14 protein-coding genes are annotated in these 16,267 nt (G+C 42.2%); 3 read left to right on the top strand and 11 right to left on the bottom strand.

Annotated features, from left to right (window positions below; genetic code table 11):
• Positions 1-148 precede the first annotated feature (148 nt).
• Together ACM2FC_RS13440 and ACM2FC_RS13435 are read right to left on the bottom strand one after the other, a co-directional pair.
• Positions 149-832 carry a DUF2786 domain-containing protein gene (locus tag ACM2FC_RS13440; RefSeq protein WP_498481450.1) on the bottom strand — a complete coding sequence of 228 codons (684 nt, stop codon included), beginning with the start codon at positions 830-832 and terminating at the stop codon, positions 149-151.
• Between the two features lie 174 nt (positions 833-1,006).
• On the bottom strand, positions 1,007-1,696 hold the full coding sequence (locus ACM2FC_RS13435) for a DUF3334 family protein (protein ID WP_498481449.1): 690 nt from the start codon (positions 1,694-1,696) through the stop codon (positions 1,007-1,009).
• 212 nt (positions 1,697-1,908) lie between these two features.
• Between ACM2FC_RS13435 and ydiJ the strand changes: the two genes are divergently transcribed.
• Both ydiJ and ACM2FC_RS13425 read left to right on the top strand, forming a co-directional pair.
• On the top strand, positions 1,909-4,944 hold the full coding sequence (ydiJ, locus tag ACM2FC_RS13430) for a D-2-hydroxyglutarate dehydrogenase YdiJ (RefSeq protein ID WP_498481448.1): 3,036 nt from the start codon (positions 1,909-1,911) through the stop codon (positions 4,942-4,944).
• A gap of 47 nt (positions 4,945-4,991) precedes the next feature.
• Positions 4,992-5,543: a nucleotidyltransferase family protein gene (locus tag ACM2FC_RS13425; protein ID WP_498481446.1), complete on the top strand. Its 552-nt coding sequence runs from the start codon at positions 4,992-4,994 to the stop codon at positions 5,541-5,543.
• Between the two features lie 526 nt (positions 5,544-6,069).
• Here the strand turns inward: ACM2FC_RS13425 and ACM2FC_RS13420 are convergent.
• From ACM2FC_RS13420 to hutC, 6 genes are all read right to left on the bottom strand, one after another.
• Positions 6,070-6,792 carry a DUF3581 domain-containing protein gene (locus ACM2FC_RS13420; protein ID WP_498481445.1) on the bottom strand — a complete coding sequence of 241 codons (723 nt, stop codon included), beginning with the start codon at positions 6,790-6,792 and terminating at the stop codon, positions 6,070-6,072.
• 175 nt (positions 6,793-6,967) lie between these two features.
• Entirely contained in the window at positions 6,968-8,500 is a 1,533-nt protein-coding gene (gene hutH / locus ACM2FC_RS13415; RefSeq protein ID WP_498481444.1) for a histidine ammonia-lyase, read from the bottom strand.
• A 10-nt stretch (positions 8,501-8,510) separates the two neighbouring features.
• The gene (gene hutU / locus ACM2FC_RS13410; protein ID WP_498481443.1) at positions 8,511-10,208 is read right to left on the bottom strand and encodes a urocanate hydratase; all 1,698 of its coding nucleotides are present in this window, start codon (positions 10,206-10,208) and stop codon (positions 8,511-8,513) included.
• A 70-nt stretch (positions 10,209-10,278) separates the two neighbouring features.
• Entirely contained in the window at positions 10,279-11,310 is a 1,032-nt protein-coding gene (gene hutG / locus ACM2FC_RS13405; RefSeq protein ID WP_498481442.1) for a formimidoylglutamase, read from the bottom strand.
• On the bottom strand, positions 11,303-12,520 hold the full coding sequence (gene hutI, locus ACM2FC_RS13400) for an imidazolonepropionase (protein ID WP_498481441.1): 1,218 nt from the start codon (positions 12,518-12,520) through the stop codon (positions 11,303-11,305). Before hutI ends, hutG begins: the two co-directional genes overlap by 8 nt.
• Before the next feature lie 103 nt (positions 12,521-12,623).
• A complete protein-coding gene (gene hutC / locus ACM2FC_RS13395; protein ID WP_498481440.1) occupies positions 12,624-13,337 on the bottom strand; it encodes a histidine utilization transcriptional repressor HutC in 714 nt (237 codons plus the stop codon).
• 220 nt (positions 13,338-13,557) lie between these two features.
• Here hutC and ACM2FC_RS13390 point away from each other — a divergent pair, with 220 nt between their 5' ends.
• Positions 13,558-13,872, top strand: coding sequence for a hypothetical protein (locus ACM2FC_RS13390; protein WP_498481439.1), 315 nt, complete (start codon positions 13,558-13,560; stop codon positions 13,870-13,872).
• A gap of 44 nt (positions 13,873-13,916) precedes the next feature.
• On the opposite strand, the gene ACM2FC_RS13385 is transcribed toward ACM2FC_RS13390, so the two are convergent.
• The 3 genes from ACM2FC_RS13385 to ACM2FC_RS13375 form a co-directional block, all read right to left on the bottom strand.
• On the bottom strand, positions 13,917-14,756 hold the full coding sequence (locus ACM2FC_RS13385) for a CsgG/HfaB family protein (RefSeq protein ID WP_498481438.1): 840 nt from the start codon (positions 14,754-14,756) through the stop codon (positions 13,917-13,919).
• Positions 14,757-14,852: 96 nt separating this feature from the next.
• Positions 14,853-15,263: a curli assembly protein CsgF gene (locus ACM2FC_RS13380; protein ID WP_498481437.1), complete on the bottom strand. Its 411-nt coding sequence runs from the start codon at positions 15,261-15,263 to the stop codon at positions 14,853-14,855.
• 95 nt (positions 15,264-15,358) lie between these two features.
• Complete coding sequence (locus ACM2FC_RS13375; protein ID WP_498481436.1) at positions 15,359-15,862, bottom strand: CsgE family curli-type amyloid fiber assembly protein; 504 nt, start codon at positions 15,860-15,862, stop codon at positions 15,359-15,361.
• Positions 15,863-16,267: the final 405 nt, after the last annotated feature.

Here is a 16,267-nt window from a genome sequence, read left to right as displayed (position 1 = left end):
GGTATTGGTATTACCTCATCAATCAGGCTTCCTACATGCTTAGGAATGGTCAAACAAACTAAGTTTAGCATGTTAGGTAATAGAGAGTAGTGGTGAATTTTAAATTAGTTCAATGAATTAAGGATTCATCAGATTCAATCACAAGTGATTACCGCAACATTTTGGGAGCTTGAGCGCCATCGATAGGGCGACTTACCGAGACTTTTCGGCCTTTCTTTAAGCCAACTTCGTAATCTGCAGTGATATTTTTCATCGCTTCCTTCAGCTGTTGCTTAAAGGTTTCTCTATCGATATTTTTAAATTCTTTATCAATATAGTTATTGATTTTATTTGCTGACTCATCATCTGGGGCAATAACTGGTAGCTTTTCTAAAGCGCCTTCGACCCAGCCTGAGACAAACGAATTTACTCTACGTGTAACTTCAGTTGTTGATGTACCAGAGCCAGCGAAACTGTTTCTAAACTTGCCCGTGTGTTCATTTAATTCGCGGTAGATAATGTCAAAAGCAAACGCAGCAAAAATTGCTCTATCAGCTTCACCAATAAATTCAACTCTTTTTAAGCCTTTGTGATTGAGCAAAACAGCTTCAACACCAAATTTTGTATTGATACCACGTATTACTCGCAGCAGCGTGGAGCTGATATTTGCAGGTAATAAATGAGTGGATTGTGTTTTGCCCATCTTGATAAATTCGATGTCGTCTTTATCAAGTCCGTACTTCAGCATGAGGCGATGCGCCATTTTTATGGCATTGGCTGCTTCATTGACGTTTGCTGAGTTACCTAACTCTAGGCACTTGGCTATCTTCTTTAGAGCTTTTTGTTTATCCATTGATGAGGAATGGCCTGACAATAATAAAGTCGACCATTTTAACGTTTTTAGATCATAAGTGAAAGAGGGCGAATATAGTGAAGTAAGCTAATTAAGCCTTTTGTATTTGATTTAAAAAATATTTTTGTCGAGTGATTAGAGGAGTTCACTATCACTCGACCTATTGAGCTGCTGCTAAATGCCTAATTCATCAAGCAGATCATCTGAGATATCAGGCTGGCTTTCGGTAGATAAATCGGATGATTGAGAATTTCGGCTTTTTTGAGCTTGTTCCAAGATGCTATCTGGGCAATCATCGTCATCGGATACCTCGAACTCTTCTAGTTGGATGAACTCGGTTTTATCCATTGCCAATTCCAAATAGAAAATATTATTTCCCTCTGTTGAGAAAGTCACTCTTCTTACCTGAGGCCTATCTAGGTTGGTGTCGACAGATAGTACCACTTGTTTATTCAGAGAAAGCATCTTTGGTTGGTTTTGGGTAATGTCGGTTCTTAGCTCTTTGCGTATTCGATTAGTAAAGTCACCGACTAATTGATTCATCAGTTCCCCAAGGACGTCACCAACCTCATCAGAAGTATGGACTATTGCCAGTTCTTCTTCTGGAATACCCATATTTCTCATGTAATTGGTGTAGATCTCCAGTGCGGCCTTAGCGGTAAAGTTAATCACCACTAAACCAGAGAATCCGCCGTCAAAAAGAACAAAGCAGCCATAATCCGGTTTCAAGCTTGTTTTGGTGATCTTTTGTACCATTGCTGAGTAAGCAACGTTTGAGCCAGTGGCAGAAGTTAAAACGCCTGATACAGATTGGCATAGCTTTAACAAGATATCTTCGGTAGTGACAATCTTACTTTTTTTCATTGTTAGCCTATTTTAAATCACTGCATTACTATCTAAATAAATTCGCTACTTAACCAGCATGAGTAGTTTAGCAAGCATATGTTTTATTGTGGCACTCAGATTCTGTTTTGATCACCTTTTCAAATGTTGTAAAGTGACCAAAATCAAAAGATTAATATCAAAATAACTAAAACCCGATACTGAAAGGCTCAGTATTGTTGGGCAGGAAGCAAATGTTACCAAGATTACAAACACAATCTGATGTCGATTCTACTGTTCAGGAATTCTTAAATGACCTGAAAAAAGTAGGTTTTAGCGGCGACATCGAAACTCAATATTCAAGCCGACTCGCAGTTGCAACAGATAATAGCGTTTACCAACAGCTGCCACAGGCTGTGGTGCATCCAAAAACAACACAAGATGTTTCCTTACTTACTAAGGTTAGTTCAAAACCGGGCTATGCGAGAGTGACTTTTTCTCCAAGGGGTGGGGGAACCGGCACAAATGGGCAGTCTCTGACGACTGGAGTTGTGGTTGATTTATCTAGGTACATGAATCAAGTTCTTGAAATCAATAAGCAAGAAGGATGGGTTAGGGTTCAATCAGGTGTTATAAAGGATCAGTTAAACCAAGCAGTTAGGCCATACGGGTATTTTTTCTCTCCTGATTTATCGACCAGTAACCGCGCGACATTGGGCGGAATGATTAATACCGATGCTTCTGGCCAAGGCTCTCTGAAGTACGGTAAAACTTCAGATCATGTTTTATCATTGCAAGCTGTGTTTGCGGATGGTTCCGTCTTTGAAACTGATGGTTCAAAGGGGGAGCCTGAGCTTAACTCTTTCGCTTATCAAGCCGTTGAAGTTAGTGAAAAAGTATGCACTGAAAATAGGCAGGATATATTAGATAAATTCCCACCATTAAATCGTTTCCTAACAGGGTATGATCTGAAAAATGCGCTAGCTAGCAACACCAACCAGTTTGATTTAGCTCGCATATTATGTGGTTCAGAAGGTTCACTGGCGTTCATCACTGAAGCAAAATTGAATCTAACACCTATACCAAAAGTAAGAACATTAGTTAACGTCAAATACAATAGCTTTGATGCTGCTCTGAGAAATGCCCCATTCATGGTAGAAGCCAACGCGTTATCAGTTGAAACGGTAGACTCAAATGTTTTGAACTTGGCCAAGCAGGACATTGTCTGGCACTCCGTTAGCGATTTATTGACAGAAGTGCCCGATAAGGAAATGTTGGGCATCAACATTGTCGAATTTGCAGGACAAGATGAAGCTGAAGTCGAGGCGCAAGTTAGCCAATTAGCAGCTAAGCTCGATGAAATGCTAGAATCTCAGCAAGCGGGAATCATTGGTTATCAAATATGTAGTGACTTAGACAGCATCAATCGTATTTATAACATGCGGAAAAAAGCGGTTGGGCTCCTTGGTGCTGCCAAAGGAAGAGCTAAGCCTGTCGCATTTGCTGAAGATACCTGTGTACCACCAGAAAATTTGGCTGATTTCATCTCCGAGTTCAGAGAGTTATTAGATGGTAAGCAGCTTAAATATGGCATGTTTGGTCACGTTGATGCTGGTGTTCTACATGTCAGACCCGCTTTAGATCTGTGCGATCCAAAGCAAGAAAGCTTGATGCATGAAATCTCTGATGAAGTGGTTAAGTTGGTCTCGAAGTATGGCGGATTAATGTGGGGCGAACACGGCAAAGGGTTTCGCTCAGAATACGGGCCAGAGTTTTTTGGAGAAAAGTTATTTGATGAGCTGCGCCGAGTAAAAACCGCATTTGACCCTCTAAATAAAATGAACCCAGGAAAAATCTGCACACCTCTTGACAGTGATGCAGAGCTGGTGAAAGTGACGGATACGAAAAGAGGTTATTACGATCGACAAATAGATATTGAAGTAAGAGACAGCTTCAAGCAAGCGATGGAGTGTAATGGCAACGGCTTGTGTTTTAATTACGACACTTCATCACCTATGTGCCCGTCTATGAAAGTGACCTACGATCGCCGCCACTCTCCGAAGGGAAGAGCGGGGTTAGTGAGAGAGTGGTTGCGTCAGCTCAGCGAGCAAAATATCAACATATTGGACTTTGAACATCAAAGCTTGAATGCTTCCTCATCAGTTAAAGCTCTTGTTGATAGACTTCGACATACCGCCAATAAACGCCACGAGTACGACTTCTCTCATGAAGTGTACGAGGCTATGAATGGTTGTTTGGCATGTAAAGCTTGTGCGACACACTGCCCAATTAAAGTTGACGTACCGAGTTTTAGAGCGCGCTTTTTAAACCTTTATCACACACGATATCAAAGACCCGTTAAGGACTATTTAGTTTCAAATATTGAAACGATGCTGCCTTGGATGGCAAAAATGCCGAAGGTGGTGAACGTTGTAATAAATAACTCTATTGTAAAGAAGGCTACCGCTTCGACGATTGGGTATGTGGATACGCCACAGTTATCTATACCAACTTTAGAAAAGCGTGAAGTCATTTCAACAGATTTTGATATGGAAATGTTGGTAAATGTGCCAGAGCAAGAACGCGACGAATACGTTCTCATTGTGCAAGATCCATTTACCAGCTATTACGATGCGCAAGTGGTCGAAGACTTTACTCGGCTAGCTGTTAAGTTAGGTAAGAAACCTGTTTTACTCCCATTTAAGCCAAATGGTAAAGCGCAGCATATTAAAGGTTTCCTTGCTAAGTTTGCGGACACGGCGAGAAGTACCGCAGAGTTTCTATCCCAAGTTGCTGCTTTGAATATTCCAATGGTAGGAGTCGACCCTGCTATGGTGCTTTGCTATCGAGATGAGTATCAAGAGATACTGGGTGAAAGTCGAGGAAAGTTCCAAGTGCTAAATGTACATGAGTGGCTGCTTCCTCGATTGAATGAGTTTAGTTCTTTCGATAGCAGCGACCAAAACCCTTGGTATTTGCTAGCTCACTGTACTGAAAAGACCAAGATGCCAAACAGTGAAAAGGAGTGGGGTGCAGTATTTACCCACTTTGGTGCGAAGATGCAATCAGTGCCAGTTGGTTGCTGCGGCATGGCAGGTACATTTGGTCATGAAGTCGATAAGCTTGAAATGTCGAGAGATATTTATGGGTTAAGTTGGAAACCAAATTTAGAAAAATTACCAAAAAACAGATGTATGGCAACAGGGTACTCCTGTCGAAGCCAAGTAAAAAGATTCGAGAAAGAAGTGCTACTTCATCCTTTGCAAGCTCTGTTAACTGCAATTTCATAAACAGCAAGTATTCTCGCTTAAATGCGAGAATACATCTAACTATCCAGATGATCCTACACCATAAAATCGAACAGCTGATTTTAAATGATTCAACTCGAGTTGAAGCTCTTACACATGTTCGTGGTCTGAATCTACCAGATTGTTACATTGCCGCAGGCTTTGTACGAAATTTGATTTGGGATAATATTCATAACTATGTGTCAGCAACTCCTCTCAACGATGTCGATGTTCTCTATTTTGATCCCACTAACTCATCGATCCAGCAGGATATACATTACGAACAAGTGCTAACCGCGCTCATGCCGACGCTAAACTGGCAAGTTAGAAATCAGGCCATTATGCATGAGCGCAACAATGATAAGCCTTACAAAAACTCATTGGATGCCATGAGATATTGGCCAGAAAAGGAAACCGCGGTTGCGGTTAGGATGTTAGAAAGCAACCAAATAGAATGTATTAGTGCTTTTGGGCTGGAATCCAATTTTGAAGGAAAAATCACTTTTAATCCTAATCGCGATATAGAAATATTTAAGCGTAGAGTAGCGAGTAAGGCTTGGTTGGCGATATGGCAAAGGTTAGTGGTTGTAATTGGAGATTAACCATATCGATGTACGAGCTACAGCCAACTGGTTTTTACCTGCTTTATTACCTTGTTAGGTTTATATTTCTGAAAGGTATAAAGCTATAAGTTCGAGTGACCAGTAACTTATCAACAAACCGATTTTAAACTTGAGATGTAAACTAGAATAAAGCCAAATTTTCTCTGGCTCGACAAATGGTTGATTTTCGTGATGCCTTTTTAGTGCACCAAAAACTGAGTACGCAATTGCAACAGGTAGAGGTAAGAGCATTAGTAAAATTGATGTATACCAATACCCTATCAACGGGACTCCAATTAGAAACCAATCACCAAAAGAAATCATGGGGTATTTAGATCTAGTCTACATCAATATTCCTTTAAATAAACTTACGATTTTAATCGTCCGTTAGCTTGTTTATACCGCCGAACAGAATCGTTCTCTAACCAGCACTGACCTATTTCATTTTTGTCCTACCACGTGCCCAAAGTGATCAAAAAAACCTCCGAAAAGGAGGTTTTCTATTTTTGAATGCTTAAAGTTAGAATTAAGCTGCTTCAGTGATATCAGCGAGAAAGCTTTCTTTACGAGCATTAAAGCGTTTTACTAGATCGTCAACAGATTCGTGCTCGTAGGGTTTTAGGCCACTCGCGACCATTCTTTTTACGCCGTTACCAACGATTTGGCCATTTTCCATGAAAGCAAAGTTGAGAGTAACCACTCCACGCTTGCCATCCACGTCGAAAGTGGCACCTGTGAAGTCTACTTCAGGCTTTACAAGGTCCAGTCTCTTGAACTCCACTTCCATGCTTTCATATATAACCAACGGGCGTTGGCAATTGATCATCATTTTCTCTTGTTCCATAAGTGGAACCATGATGTGAGGGAAGTTCATACCAGAAAACTGGACATAATTTGTCACGACATGCTCGATAAACTCGGCATCAGTATTGACATCGCCTTCGCGTTGTACAGTGAGGTATTGCTTACCATTTTGGTCTACAACGACACTTTCATTCGCGTTATTCTGAATACTAAGCTCGATACCGTCGGTTACCATGCCTGAAAAATCAAAGCGCATTTTTTGGCTAATACCTTGTTTCTGCAGTAACACCGCAAACAAAAGATCGCCAGGCACACAAAAGCGTTTATTGTCTTCGTCGTGAATCGGGTTGTAGTCGCCCGCTACTTTTTTGGCGAAGTGGCTAGCTTGTTGACGTGTGAATTGGAATTGATCGTCTTTTGTTGAAAAATAGGGTGTTAGGAACATAACTCGTGACAAATAGCAAAAATTGTAGGGGATTATATATCAGATTTGACCTTCAATGGTCCATCCAGTGTAAATTTCTAGTGTTAAGTCATTAAAACTACATAAAGATTTAGTTTTCGATACGGTAAAAAGCCTAGTCTTTCACTAGGCTCTGTGAGGGGGTATCGGCCAACTACTAAAAACTTAACGCTAAGCTTGAAGGCATTAAGTCATTGTGTATTGCGAGTTTTAGTAGACTATTGGCATTTTCGATATCAGGAGCGAAATATCGGTCCTTGTCATAAAATGCGACTGTCTCACGTAACCTATGCTTCGCTTCTTCGATACGTGGTGAAGATACACTTGGTGCCCTAAAGTCTAACCCTTGTGCTGAGGCCAAATACTCGACGGCCAATATGCCCCGGGTATTATCCCCCATGTCTTTAAGCCTTCTCGCTGCATAGGTGGCCATGGAAACATGATCTTCTTGATTCGCAGACGTTGGTAAGCTGTCCACTGAGCTCGGGTGGGCTAGGGCTTTGTTCTCACTGGCGAGCGCGGCTGAAGTTACTTGAGCAATCATAAATCCAGAGTTCACTCCACCGTTATCAACCAAGAAAGGGGGGAGTTTGCTTAGTGCACTATCAATGAGAAGCGCCATTCTTCGCTCAGACAAGCTACCGATTTCCGCAATCGCTAAGGCAAGGTTGTCAGCAGCCATCGCGACCGGCTCTGCGTGGAAGTTCCCCCCAGATACGATGTCACCGTCTTCGGCAAAAACCAATGGATTATCGGATACGGAGTTCGCTTCAACCTCCAACGTGCTGGCTGCATTTCTAATTTGTTGCAGGCAAGCGCCCATAACTTGTGGTTGGCAGCGCAGTGAATAAGGGTCTTGAACCTTTTCACAATTGGTGTGTGAATCACCAATATCACTTCGAGCGTCCAGTAAGTGGCGATAAGCATCAGCCGCATCCATTTGGCTGCGGTGTCCTCTGACTCTATGAATTCGGGGATCGAAAGGTTTTCTGCTGCCTAACGCTGCTTCTACCGACATTGCTCCGCATACGGTAGCGGAAGCGTAAAGGTCTTCTGCGACAAAGAGACCTTCTAGGGCGAAAGCAGTGGATGCTTGAGTACCGTTAAGAAGAGCTAGACCTTCTTTCGGCGCAAGTGTAATCGGTTCTAGTCCAGCAATTTTCAGTCCTTCAAGTCCAGATATAATTTTGCCGTTGTGCCTTGCTTGGCCTTCACCAAGTAAAACGGTACTCATGTGCGCGAGAGGAGCAAGGTCGCCGGACGCCCCAACGGAACCTTTTTGTGGTACGCAAGGGTAGACATTGGCATTGACTAACGTGATCAAAGCGTTGATAACAGACAGACGAATCCCAGAGAAACCCCGAGCAAGGCTGTTAATTTTTAACACCATCATTAATCGAACAGTTTCGTCCGACATTAATTCGCCGATACCAGCCGCGTGGGATAGAACAATACTTTTTTGCAAAGTTTGCAAGTCTTCAGGAGCAATACGAGTATTGGCTAACAAACCAAAGCCGGTATTGATGCCATAAACGGTTCTATCTTCCTCAATCACTTGGTCGACAATATTGGTGCTGGCTTCGATATCGGGGATGGCACGTTCATCCAGCTCTATGCGAACGGGATGACGACTCACTTGACGAAGCTCCTTTAAACTGATGCAACCAGGCTTAAGCGTAAAATCCAACATTTTCACTTCCTTACTTCAGCTTGCTCAGTTCTTCATTTAGCATTGGCAAGTCTAAACCTTGCTCCGCTGCACACGTTTTAGCGATGTCGTAACCTGCGTCTGCGTGACGCATTACACCTGTTGCTGGGTCGTTGTGTAATACTCGTGCAATTCGCTCAGACGCGTCTTGGCTACCATCGCAGCAGATGACCATTCCTGAATGCTGTGAGAAGCCCATACCAACGCCACCTCCATGGTGTAGGGATACCCAAGTTGCACCGCCGGCAGTGTTTAATAGTGCGTTAAGCAGTGGCCAGTCAGAGATAGCATCGGAGCCATCCATCATGCCTTCTGTTTCTCGGTTTGGGCTGGCAACAGAACCTGAGTCCAAATGGTCACGGCCGATGACAACCGGAGCTTTGAGCTCACCATTTTTTACCATTTCATTAAATGCTTGACCTAGGCGTTCTCTGTCTTTTAGCCCAACCCAGCATATACGTGATGGCAGGCCTTGAAATTGGATACGCTCACGAGCCATATCTAGCCAGTTGTGTAGGTGTGGGTTATCTGGAATGAGTTCTTTAACTTTTTGATCCGTTTTATAAATATCCTCAGGATCACCAGAAAGTGCTGCCCAACGAAATGGACCGATACCTTCGCAGAAGAGAGGGCGAATATAAGCCGGAACAAAGCCCGGGAAGTCGAACGCGTTCTTAACGCCTTCTTCCAGCGCCATCTGGCGAATATTGTTGCCGTAATCAAGTGTTGCGGCACCACGAGATTGAAGATCTAGCATAGCTTTCACCTGAATCGCCATAGAAGCTTTAGCTTCTTTGATTACCTTAGCTTCGTCCTTTTTACGCATTTCAGCGGCATGTTCAAGACTCCAACCTTGAGGTAGGTAACCATTGAGAGGATCGTGTGCAGAGGTTTGGTCAGTCACCACGTCTGGTGTGATATTGCGTTCTACAAGCTCAGGGAATATATCTGCGGCATTGCCAAGCAAACCAACTGAGACTGGCTGATCTGATTCATAAATGATCGCCAGAGCTTCATCTAAAGAAGTGGCTTTTTTGTCAACGTAACCAGTTCTTAAACGGTAATCAATTCGTGACTCATCGCATTCAACAGCGATCATTGAATAACCAGCCATTGTAGCTGCAAGAGGCTGAGCGCCACCCATGCCACCAAGTCCACCAGTTAAAATCCAACGCTTACTTGCATCGCCAACAAAGTGCTTTTTGGCCACAGAAACGAAGGTTTCATATGTACCTTGAACAATGCCTTGGGATCCAATGTAAATCCAGCTACCTGCTGTCATTTGGCCGTACATCATGAGGCCTTTTTTATCTAGTTCGTTGAAGTGTTCCCAGTTGCCCCAATGTGGCACCAAGTTAGAGTTTGCAATAAGTACACGAGGCGCATTTTTGTGGGTTGGGAAAACGCCTACTGGTTTACCTGATTGCACCAATAAGGTTTGATCGTCTTCCAGTCTTTCTAGGGTTTCAACAATCTTGTCGTAACACTCCCAGTTTCTTGCTGCTCGGCCGATTCCACCATACACCACCAAAGCATGCGGATGCTCGGCTACTTCGGGATCTAGGTTGTTCATCAACATTCTCAATGGCGCTTCTGTTAACCAAGATTTGGCACGTAGTTTTGTACCATGAGGAGCGCGAATTGTACGGCTAGTATCTAAACGTTGATCTTCGGTGTTATTTGAAGTCATGGCTGAATCCTTTAATTTAATAGATGTACTGTCGTTGTTATTGGAATATGAAAGTAGTTATTACATAGGGTTAAACGGGTAGGTCTTCTTCTGGCAGCACTTTATCTGCCATCGCATTGGCTATTTCCCAACAAAGCCGCGCAGCTAACCTCGCAGTTTGGCTATCAACGTCGTAGGTTGGGTTGTATTCTGCAATGTCAGCAAGCATTAGCTTTTTCGGATAATTTAAAATTCTTCTTAAATAGGGGGAAAGAGACTCGTAACTCACACCCGGTGCAGCGGGTGCACTGACTCCCGGGGCGACTGCGGCAGGGAAGACGTCTAAGTCAATCGTGAGATAGATGTAATCGCAGTTATCGATAAAGTGCTGGAGCTGGGTGAGGTGGTAGATATGGTTCATAAAACAGAGTTTGAAATCTTCTACATACCATACGTTCAGTTCTTTTGCTTTTTGGAACAACGCTGCAGTGTTGCTGGCACGGCTGATCCCTAGGCAAGCATAATGAAAGTCCCAATCATTTTGTTGGCAAAAATGATGAATTTGACTGAATGGGGTGCCTGAGCTGGGCCTAACGTCTGTCTGAGGGCTATTGAAGGTCCTCAAGTCAAAGTGTGCGTCGAAATTAATAATGCCAATCTTCGGTTTGCTATGTGGAAAATGTTGCTGGAAGTAGCCTGCTAAACCTTGGAAAGAGGCCCAAGCCACTTCATGGCCACCGCCTAGTGTGACAACTGGCGTGTAGGGGAGAGCTCCCGCTATGACATGACCACATAGACTTTGGCTTGTTTCAAGTTGGTCGTCTTCACACGTGACGTTACCTAAATCAATAATGGATACATCTTTATGCCATGCCATGTTTGCTAACGCTCTGCGTATTAAATCTGGCGCTTTTTTTGCGCCTATACGACCTTTGTTTCTTGCAACACCTGCGTCGCTCGCAAATCCGAGTAAGCTGACAGCTTTGGTGGATTCGTTAAGTTCAGATGACTGCTTTTGCTTGACGGCATGATGTATTCTTTGACCTAAGTCACCGTCTTCAGCATCATGGCGACCCTGCCAGTGAAACTGCTGGCTGGTTACAGTTTGAGTAGTGTCAGTCATGGCACAGTTCTCCATCGACAATACGAGCGACGAGGCGAGGAACACCCACTTGGTAGCTTAGCTCTGCCGGATGTTCGATGTTCCAAATGGCCAAGTCTGCTTCATAGCCTTGTTTTATTTGCCCTCTAGATGAGCTCAACCCAAGCGCTTTTGCTGCGTGACACGTCACTCCACGTAGTGCTTCTTCTGGTGTTAAGCCAAATAGAGTGCACCCCATATTCATCATCATAGTCAAATCTGCAAAGGGTGACGTGCCGGGGTTAAAATCAGTGGCGATAGCCATTGGAACGTTTTGTATACGCAATTCTGCAATAGGGGGTAACTGAGACTCTTTTAAAAAGTAAAATGCGCCCGGTAACAGGGTTGCCACACTACCTGAGTTTGCCAAAGAGTGAACGCCTTGTTTAGTTAGATACTCAATATGATCTGCGGATAAACCTTGATATTTCGCCACTAGCTGAGCTCCGCCTAAGTCAGAAAGTTGCTCGACGTGGCCTTTAATGTTTAAACCGAATTTTTTTGCTGTATTAAACACTCGCTCGGTTTGTTCTAAGTTAAAACCTATGGATTCGCAAAAAACATCAACTGCATCCGCAAGCTGCATTTCTGCTACTGCTGGAATAATCTCTTGGCATATAAGGTCAATATACGAATCTGAGTCATTTTTAAATTCAGGTGGAGCTGTGTGGGCTGCTAATAAAGTGGTCGATACTTTTATACGGCGATGATTCTCGAGAGCTTTGGCTGCGCGCAACATTTTTAATTCATCTTGCAGCGTTAAACCATAGCCTGATTTTACCTCTACGCTGGTCACCCCTGAACGGAGAAGGCCATCTAGAATCGGTAAAGTATTCTCAACTAGTTGATCTTTCGATGCTTTTCGTGTCGCTTTAACCGTAGATAATATGCCTCCACCATTGCAGGCAATCTGTTCGTAGCTCACCCCTTTAATTCGTTGTTCAAATTCTTGTGCTCGGTTTCCAGCAAACACTAGGTGTGTATGACTGTCTATCAAACCAGGGGTAACCAGCTTATTTTTGCAATCGAAGACGTGAGATTCACTAGAGAGTTGTGTGGTGTTGGAAATCGTGTGTATTCGTCCATTTTGTATCGCGAGGTTTTTGGGTTCACTTACTGTATAACCAATTTCACCCGCTTCCATTGATACTAATCGAGCATTGGTTAGAACAAGATCATGTTCGTTACACATTACAATTTCCCAGTTAGATATGTAAATGTATATACAATTAATATCTCAAATTGTTTAGATATTCAACTGGTTTGTTGCGATAGTGTGAAAAGGTCGGCACGCTCTAGTTAAAAGTGACCTTTGAGCTGAGTTTGTACTTAGAGCCTGGGTGGAATAGCAGCGCTGAACTGATCAGTTTATCCTGGCTCCATGTTCGTCTGTCTAATAGCAAACATGGTTCGTTGTTTGGTAACGATAGTAGTTGTTGAATATGTTTGTCAGGAAGTATCGCTTCAACAGTATGTTCGATAGCACTGAGAGGACAGTTTTCAGAAAGGTATTGGTGTGGGGTAATTTGGGAAAAATCTTGTTTTAGATAATTTGGCACATAGTCAGGATTGACCCATCTTAATTCGATTTGGATAGGAGACTTGTCTTCAAAGTGTATGATTTCACAATAGAACACAACATTTCCAATCATGACGCCTAACTTTGTTGCGATGTCACTATCTGCAACAATTGAACATAGCTTTTGCACTTCGCTGTGATATTGATTACCTCTCTGTTCTACTTCTCGGGCAATGTTAGTGGTCTCGAGCAACGGGGATTCCAGTTTGTCTTTTTGAGCACAGACAAATGTTCCAGCTCTTGGTTTACGTACAAGTTTTCCTTCATTGACGAGGTCGCGAATCGCTTTATTCACGGTCATTCTACTAACATTAAATTGAGAAGCTAGCTCAATTTCAGTGGTGATTTTTTTACCTACTTCCCATGTTCCAGAATCAATATTCTGTGAGATAAAATCTCTAATTTGAATGTATAGCGGAGCTTCAGACATAGCCTTCCAGATATGTTTAATTGAATATACAAATTAAAGTATAACCTCGAGCATTTTATCAAGAGTTATTTTAAGAATTTGAAGACATAAGCGAAAATTAAAACTGATTAACTCTACCGCTTCAAGCGTCTGCCGTTAGCCTTAAGTCTTATTGATATTTGTCACACCCGACGTAGTATTGTAGCAACAAGATGTTGGATTCAATACTCAAGGAAGACGTATGATTCTAAGTAAAGCCAAGGTGGCCTTGCTGGCAATTTGTTTTACTCCCTTTTCGTTTGCAGAGAACTGTTCTTCTGACTATGTTAACCATTCGCAAAACGTTATGGACTTACTTAGCTCTTCCAATAGTGCACAACAGGCGTTAGGTTTCGCTGAGCGGGATTGTTTAGCGTTAGAGCTATTGGAAGCAGAATCAATGTGCCCTGCATTCCGCCATTTTCAGAAGAGTTTTATGTCTTTAACTAGTGAAAAACAGATAGAAAAAGGTGAAGAGTGCTTAAAACAATTGATTAGTTTGGCGAGTAGCTCTTAACAAGAGTAAAAGAGAATAGCCCTCGCAGGGCTATTTTGCAGGTCTTATAACACTTCAACCTTCTCGTTGGTATAGCGTCTAATTAATGAACTGTCAGCTTGTTTTGGATCAAGTGGTTCCCATAAACCAAGGCGAATACCTTTCACTATCAGATGAATGACAGCCGAGTCGATAGCTGAAGCGACGGCCACATTAACAGGCTCGTTGTTGGTGTAACCCATTTCAACTTCAAGCAAATCTTTGTAGTCGATATACCTAAAAGCACCAGTAGTTAACTCATGAGAAAAAATGGTTTTGCTGGTGGTTACGCTGAGTAATATACGACCTGTTCTTACATCTACTGCCCGAATGTTAACAGTGACTTGATCAGAGCGATATTGGCCTGAAGCGCCTATACCCAAGTAACGAACTCCAGCACCACCTGTTTTGATGTTTGAGTCGTAGGCAATGATGCCGCCTTCAATCATTACATTTGCTGAGCTAAGCGAAGTTAGATCAACGCCATTACCGTTTCCATTACCGTTGGCTTTTTTCTGAGCAGCACGAATGATTTTTCGCTCGGTTAGTAGGTTTTGCAATCCTTCACGCTCTAAAGGGATGAACCACCGAGAGTCTAGAAGTGACATTGTGAGCAATGAGGTCGCACCCTGAGAGACCGCTGTGGAAAAGTTACTATTTGGTTGCGCTTTGTATTGCCCCGTTTGATCACGAAAATCATAGACAGAAACCAGAATCTTTCCTTTTGGCAACGGTAAACGGATTAGATCGCTATAGGTTGCCCCACGTGGCATTAACTTCGGGCTTTCATCTGCATCTGGAATAGAGAGAGAATTTGAGCAACCTGCCAAAATTGTGACTAACAAGCCAAGGATAATACTTTTCATGCTTTACACCCTAGTAAGTTTTGGTGCCTGGGGTGAGTCCTTTTACTCCCTAGATCAGTAATAAATTTATTTAGGGCCAACATGCCCCTAACGAACCTAATTGTTTGGGTTTAATCCAGAAACACTTATTTCTGTCGACTCGCCTGTTGCTTTATCGACGATTTGAATCAAGAGGTTTCCGTTGTCATCAACAATATTTAAAAAGAAATCATCAGTTTCTAGCTGACCAGTATTACCATTGCCCACGTCGGCAAGTAGTTGACTTATCAGGCGAGATTCGAGGCTAGAGGCTAAGCGATCCAGTGCAGATTGCTCTTCAAAACCAAAATCGTCGTCGTCGGGAGTGTAGTCGTTTATTGCGTTTGCAACGCCAAGTAGATAACCACTATTAAGCGGGTCGCCTCCGAAGCCTGGGTTTACTGGTGTATAGACCAGTTCACTTGCAGCCACAGAATACGACAGCGCTAAAGGTAAGATTGTAAAAAGTTTTACTGCTGAAATTTTCATAACTAGTCCTCTGAAGACTTCACAACTAGTCCTTTAAACTCATTCCTAAAATATTATTCGGAAAGCATTTGTCATGTTTACGAGAAACAAATGCTTTATAGCTCGCTACTATCTAGATCAAATCTATCTTGAAATAATCGTTGCACTTCCCAGCTAGATATATAAGAGCTCACAACACGTGTTGCTTGCTCAGCTCGTTCCGCAGCTTGCTTTCGGGCTGGAGATAAAGCGGTTTTATATATTGGTTTTCCTAAGTGAAAGATGGTTATGATGCTTCCTGACAAAGCGGTGGGGCGCTCTTTAACCGTTATGTTCTCTTTTAAATTTTCATGCCTATCATTGACCAACTGGGAAAAAGACGAATAAAAGTTAGCTCCCAGTCGAGTCATGGTTCTATCAATAATAAGGCCGTTAACTTCTTCTAAATTATTGGAAAAATTATTTTTGTCTTCCAATCTAGAGTTGTCCTCAAGAGCAGGACCATTTTCAAGTTTTTTCTCCGCTAACACGCTTGTTGAGACAGCTAACATAGATAAAATAGCAGCGCGCATTACTAGCTTAATATTTAGTAACTGAATTGCTTTTTTAATCTGTCTCATTATGCACTTTAGCCCTTATTAAAACCTATCGAATCGAGAATGATGTTGTATTAATGTTACGAGACTATAACATTTATCTATTAATTTTTAATAATGGTTATTTCGTTATAAATTATCTTTTCTCATAATTGAGACTGCTTATAGATGCTCAGTTGAATATGAGTTTCTAAATTCAGTTTTAATGAAAAAATAAAGTGATTGAGATTACTTAAACAAAACAAAAAATTAGAAGGTTAACTGGCAGTATTAAACGCTATGAATCGTAAACTCAAATAACGACTTCTTAACCGAGAAACTAAGTAATTAAACAAGCTCATCCTTAATAGACTTAAGTATTGTAGATGTTAACAAAAATATAACCAATTAATACTTTATAACTAGTTTTTTCAGAAGGCTTCTTAACTA

This window comes from Vibrio sp. A37 (assembly GCF_059777565.1).
The sequence above is the reverse complement of the archived record's forward strand: the minus strand, read 5'-3'. Positions and strand labels throughout refer to the sequence as shown.

Excerpts from the sequence above, each read along its gene's own strand:
- ydiJ (WP_498481448.1), top strand. The coding sequence starts at position 1,909 with ATGTTACCAAGATTACAAACACAATCTGATGTCGATTCTACTGTTCAG.
- hutU (WP_498481443.1), bottom strand. The coding sequence starts at position 10,208 with ATGACTTCAAATAACACCGAAGATCAACGTTTAGATACTAGCCGTACA.
- ACM2FC_RS13390 (WP_498481439.1), top strand. The coding sequence starts at position 13,558 with ATGATTCTAAGTAAAGCCAAGGTGGCCTTGCTGGCAATTTGTTTTACT.
- hutI (WP_498481441.1), bottom strand. The coding sequence starts at position 12,520 with ATGTGTAACGAACATGATCTTGTTCTAACCAATGCTCGATTAGTATCA.
- ACM2FC_RS13380 (WP_498481437.1), bottom strand. The coding sequence starts at position 15,263 with ATGAAAATTTCAGCAGTAAAACTTTTTACAATCTTACCTTTAGCGCTG.
- hutG (WP_498481442.1), bottom strand. The coding sequence starts at position 11,310 with ATGACTGACACTACTCAAACTGTAACCAGCCAGCAGTTTCACTGGCAG.
- ACM2FC_RS13440 (WP_498481450.1), bottom strand. The coding sequence starts at position 832 with ATGGATAAACAAAAAGCTCTAAAGAAGATAGCCAAGTGCCTAGAGTTA.
- ACM2FC_RS13425 (WP_498481446.1), top strand. The coding sequence starts at position 4,992 with ATGATCCTACACCATAAAATCGAACAGCTGATTTTAAATGATTCAACT.
- ACM2FC_RS13375 (WP_498481436.1), bottom strand. The coding sequence starts at position 15,862 with ATGAGACAGATTAAAAAAGCAATTCAGTTACTAAATATTAAGCTAGTA.
- hutH (WP_498481444.1), bottom strand. The coding sequence starts at position 8,500 with ATGTTGGATTTTACGCTTAAGCCTGGTTGCATCAGTTTAAAGGAGCTT.
- ACM2FC_RS13435 (WP_498481449.1), bottom strand. The coding sequence starts at position 1,696 with ATGAAAAAAAGTAAGATTGTCACTACCGAAGATATCTTGTTAAAGCTA.
- ACM2FC_RS13385 (WP_498481438.1), bottom strand. The coding sequence starts at position 14,756 with ATGAAAAGTATTATCCTTGGCTTGTTAGTCACAATTTTGGCAGGTTGC.
- ACM2FC_RS13420 (WP_498481445.1), bottom strand. The coding sequence starts at position 6,792 with ATGTTCCTAACACCCTATTTTTCAACAAAAGACGATCAATTCCAATTC.
- hutC (WP_498481440.1), bottom strand. The coding sequence starts at position 13,337 with ATGTCTGAAGCTCCGCTATACATTCAAATTAGAGATTTTATCTCACAG.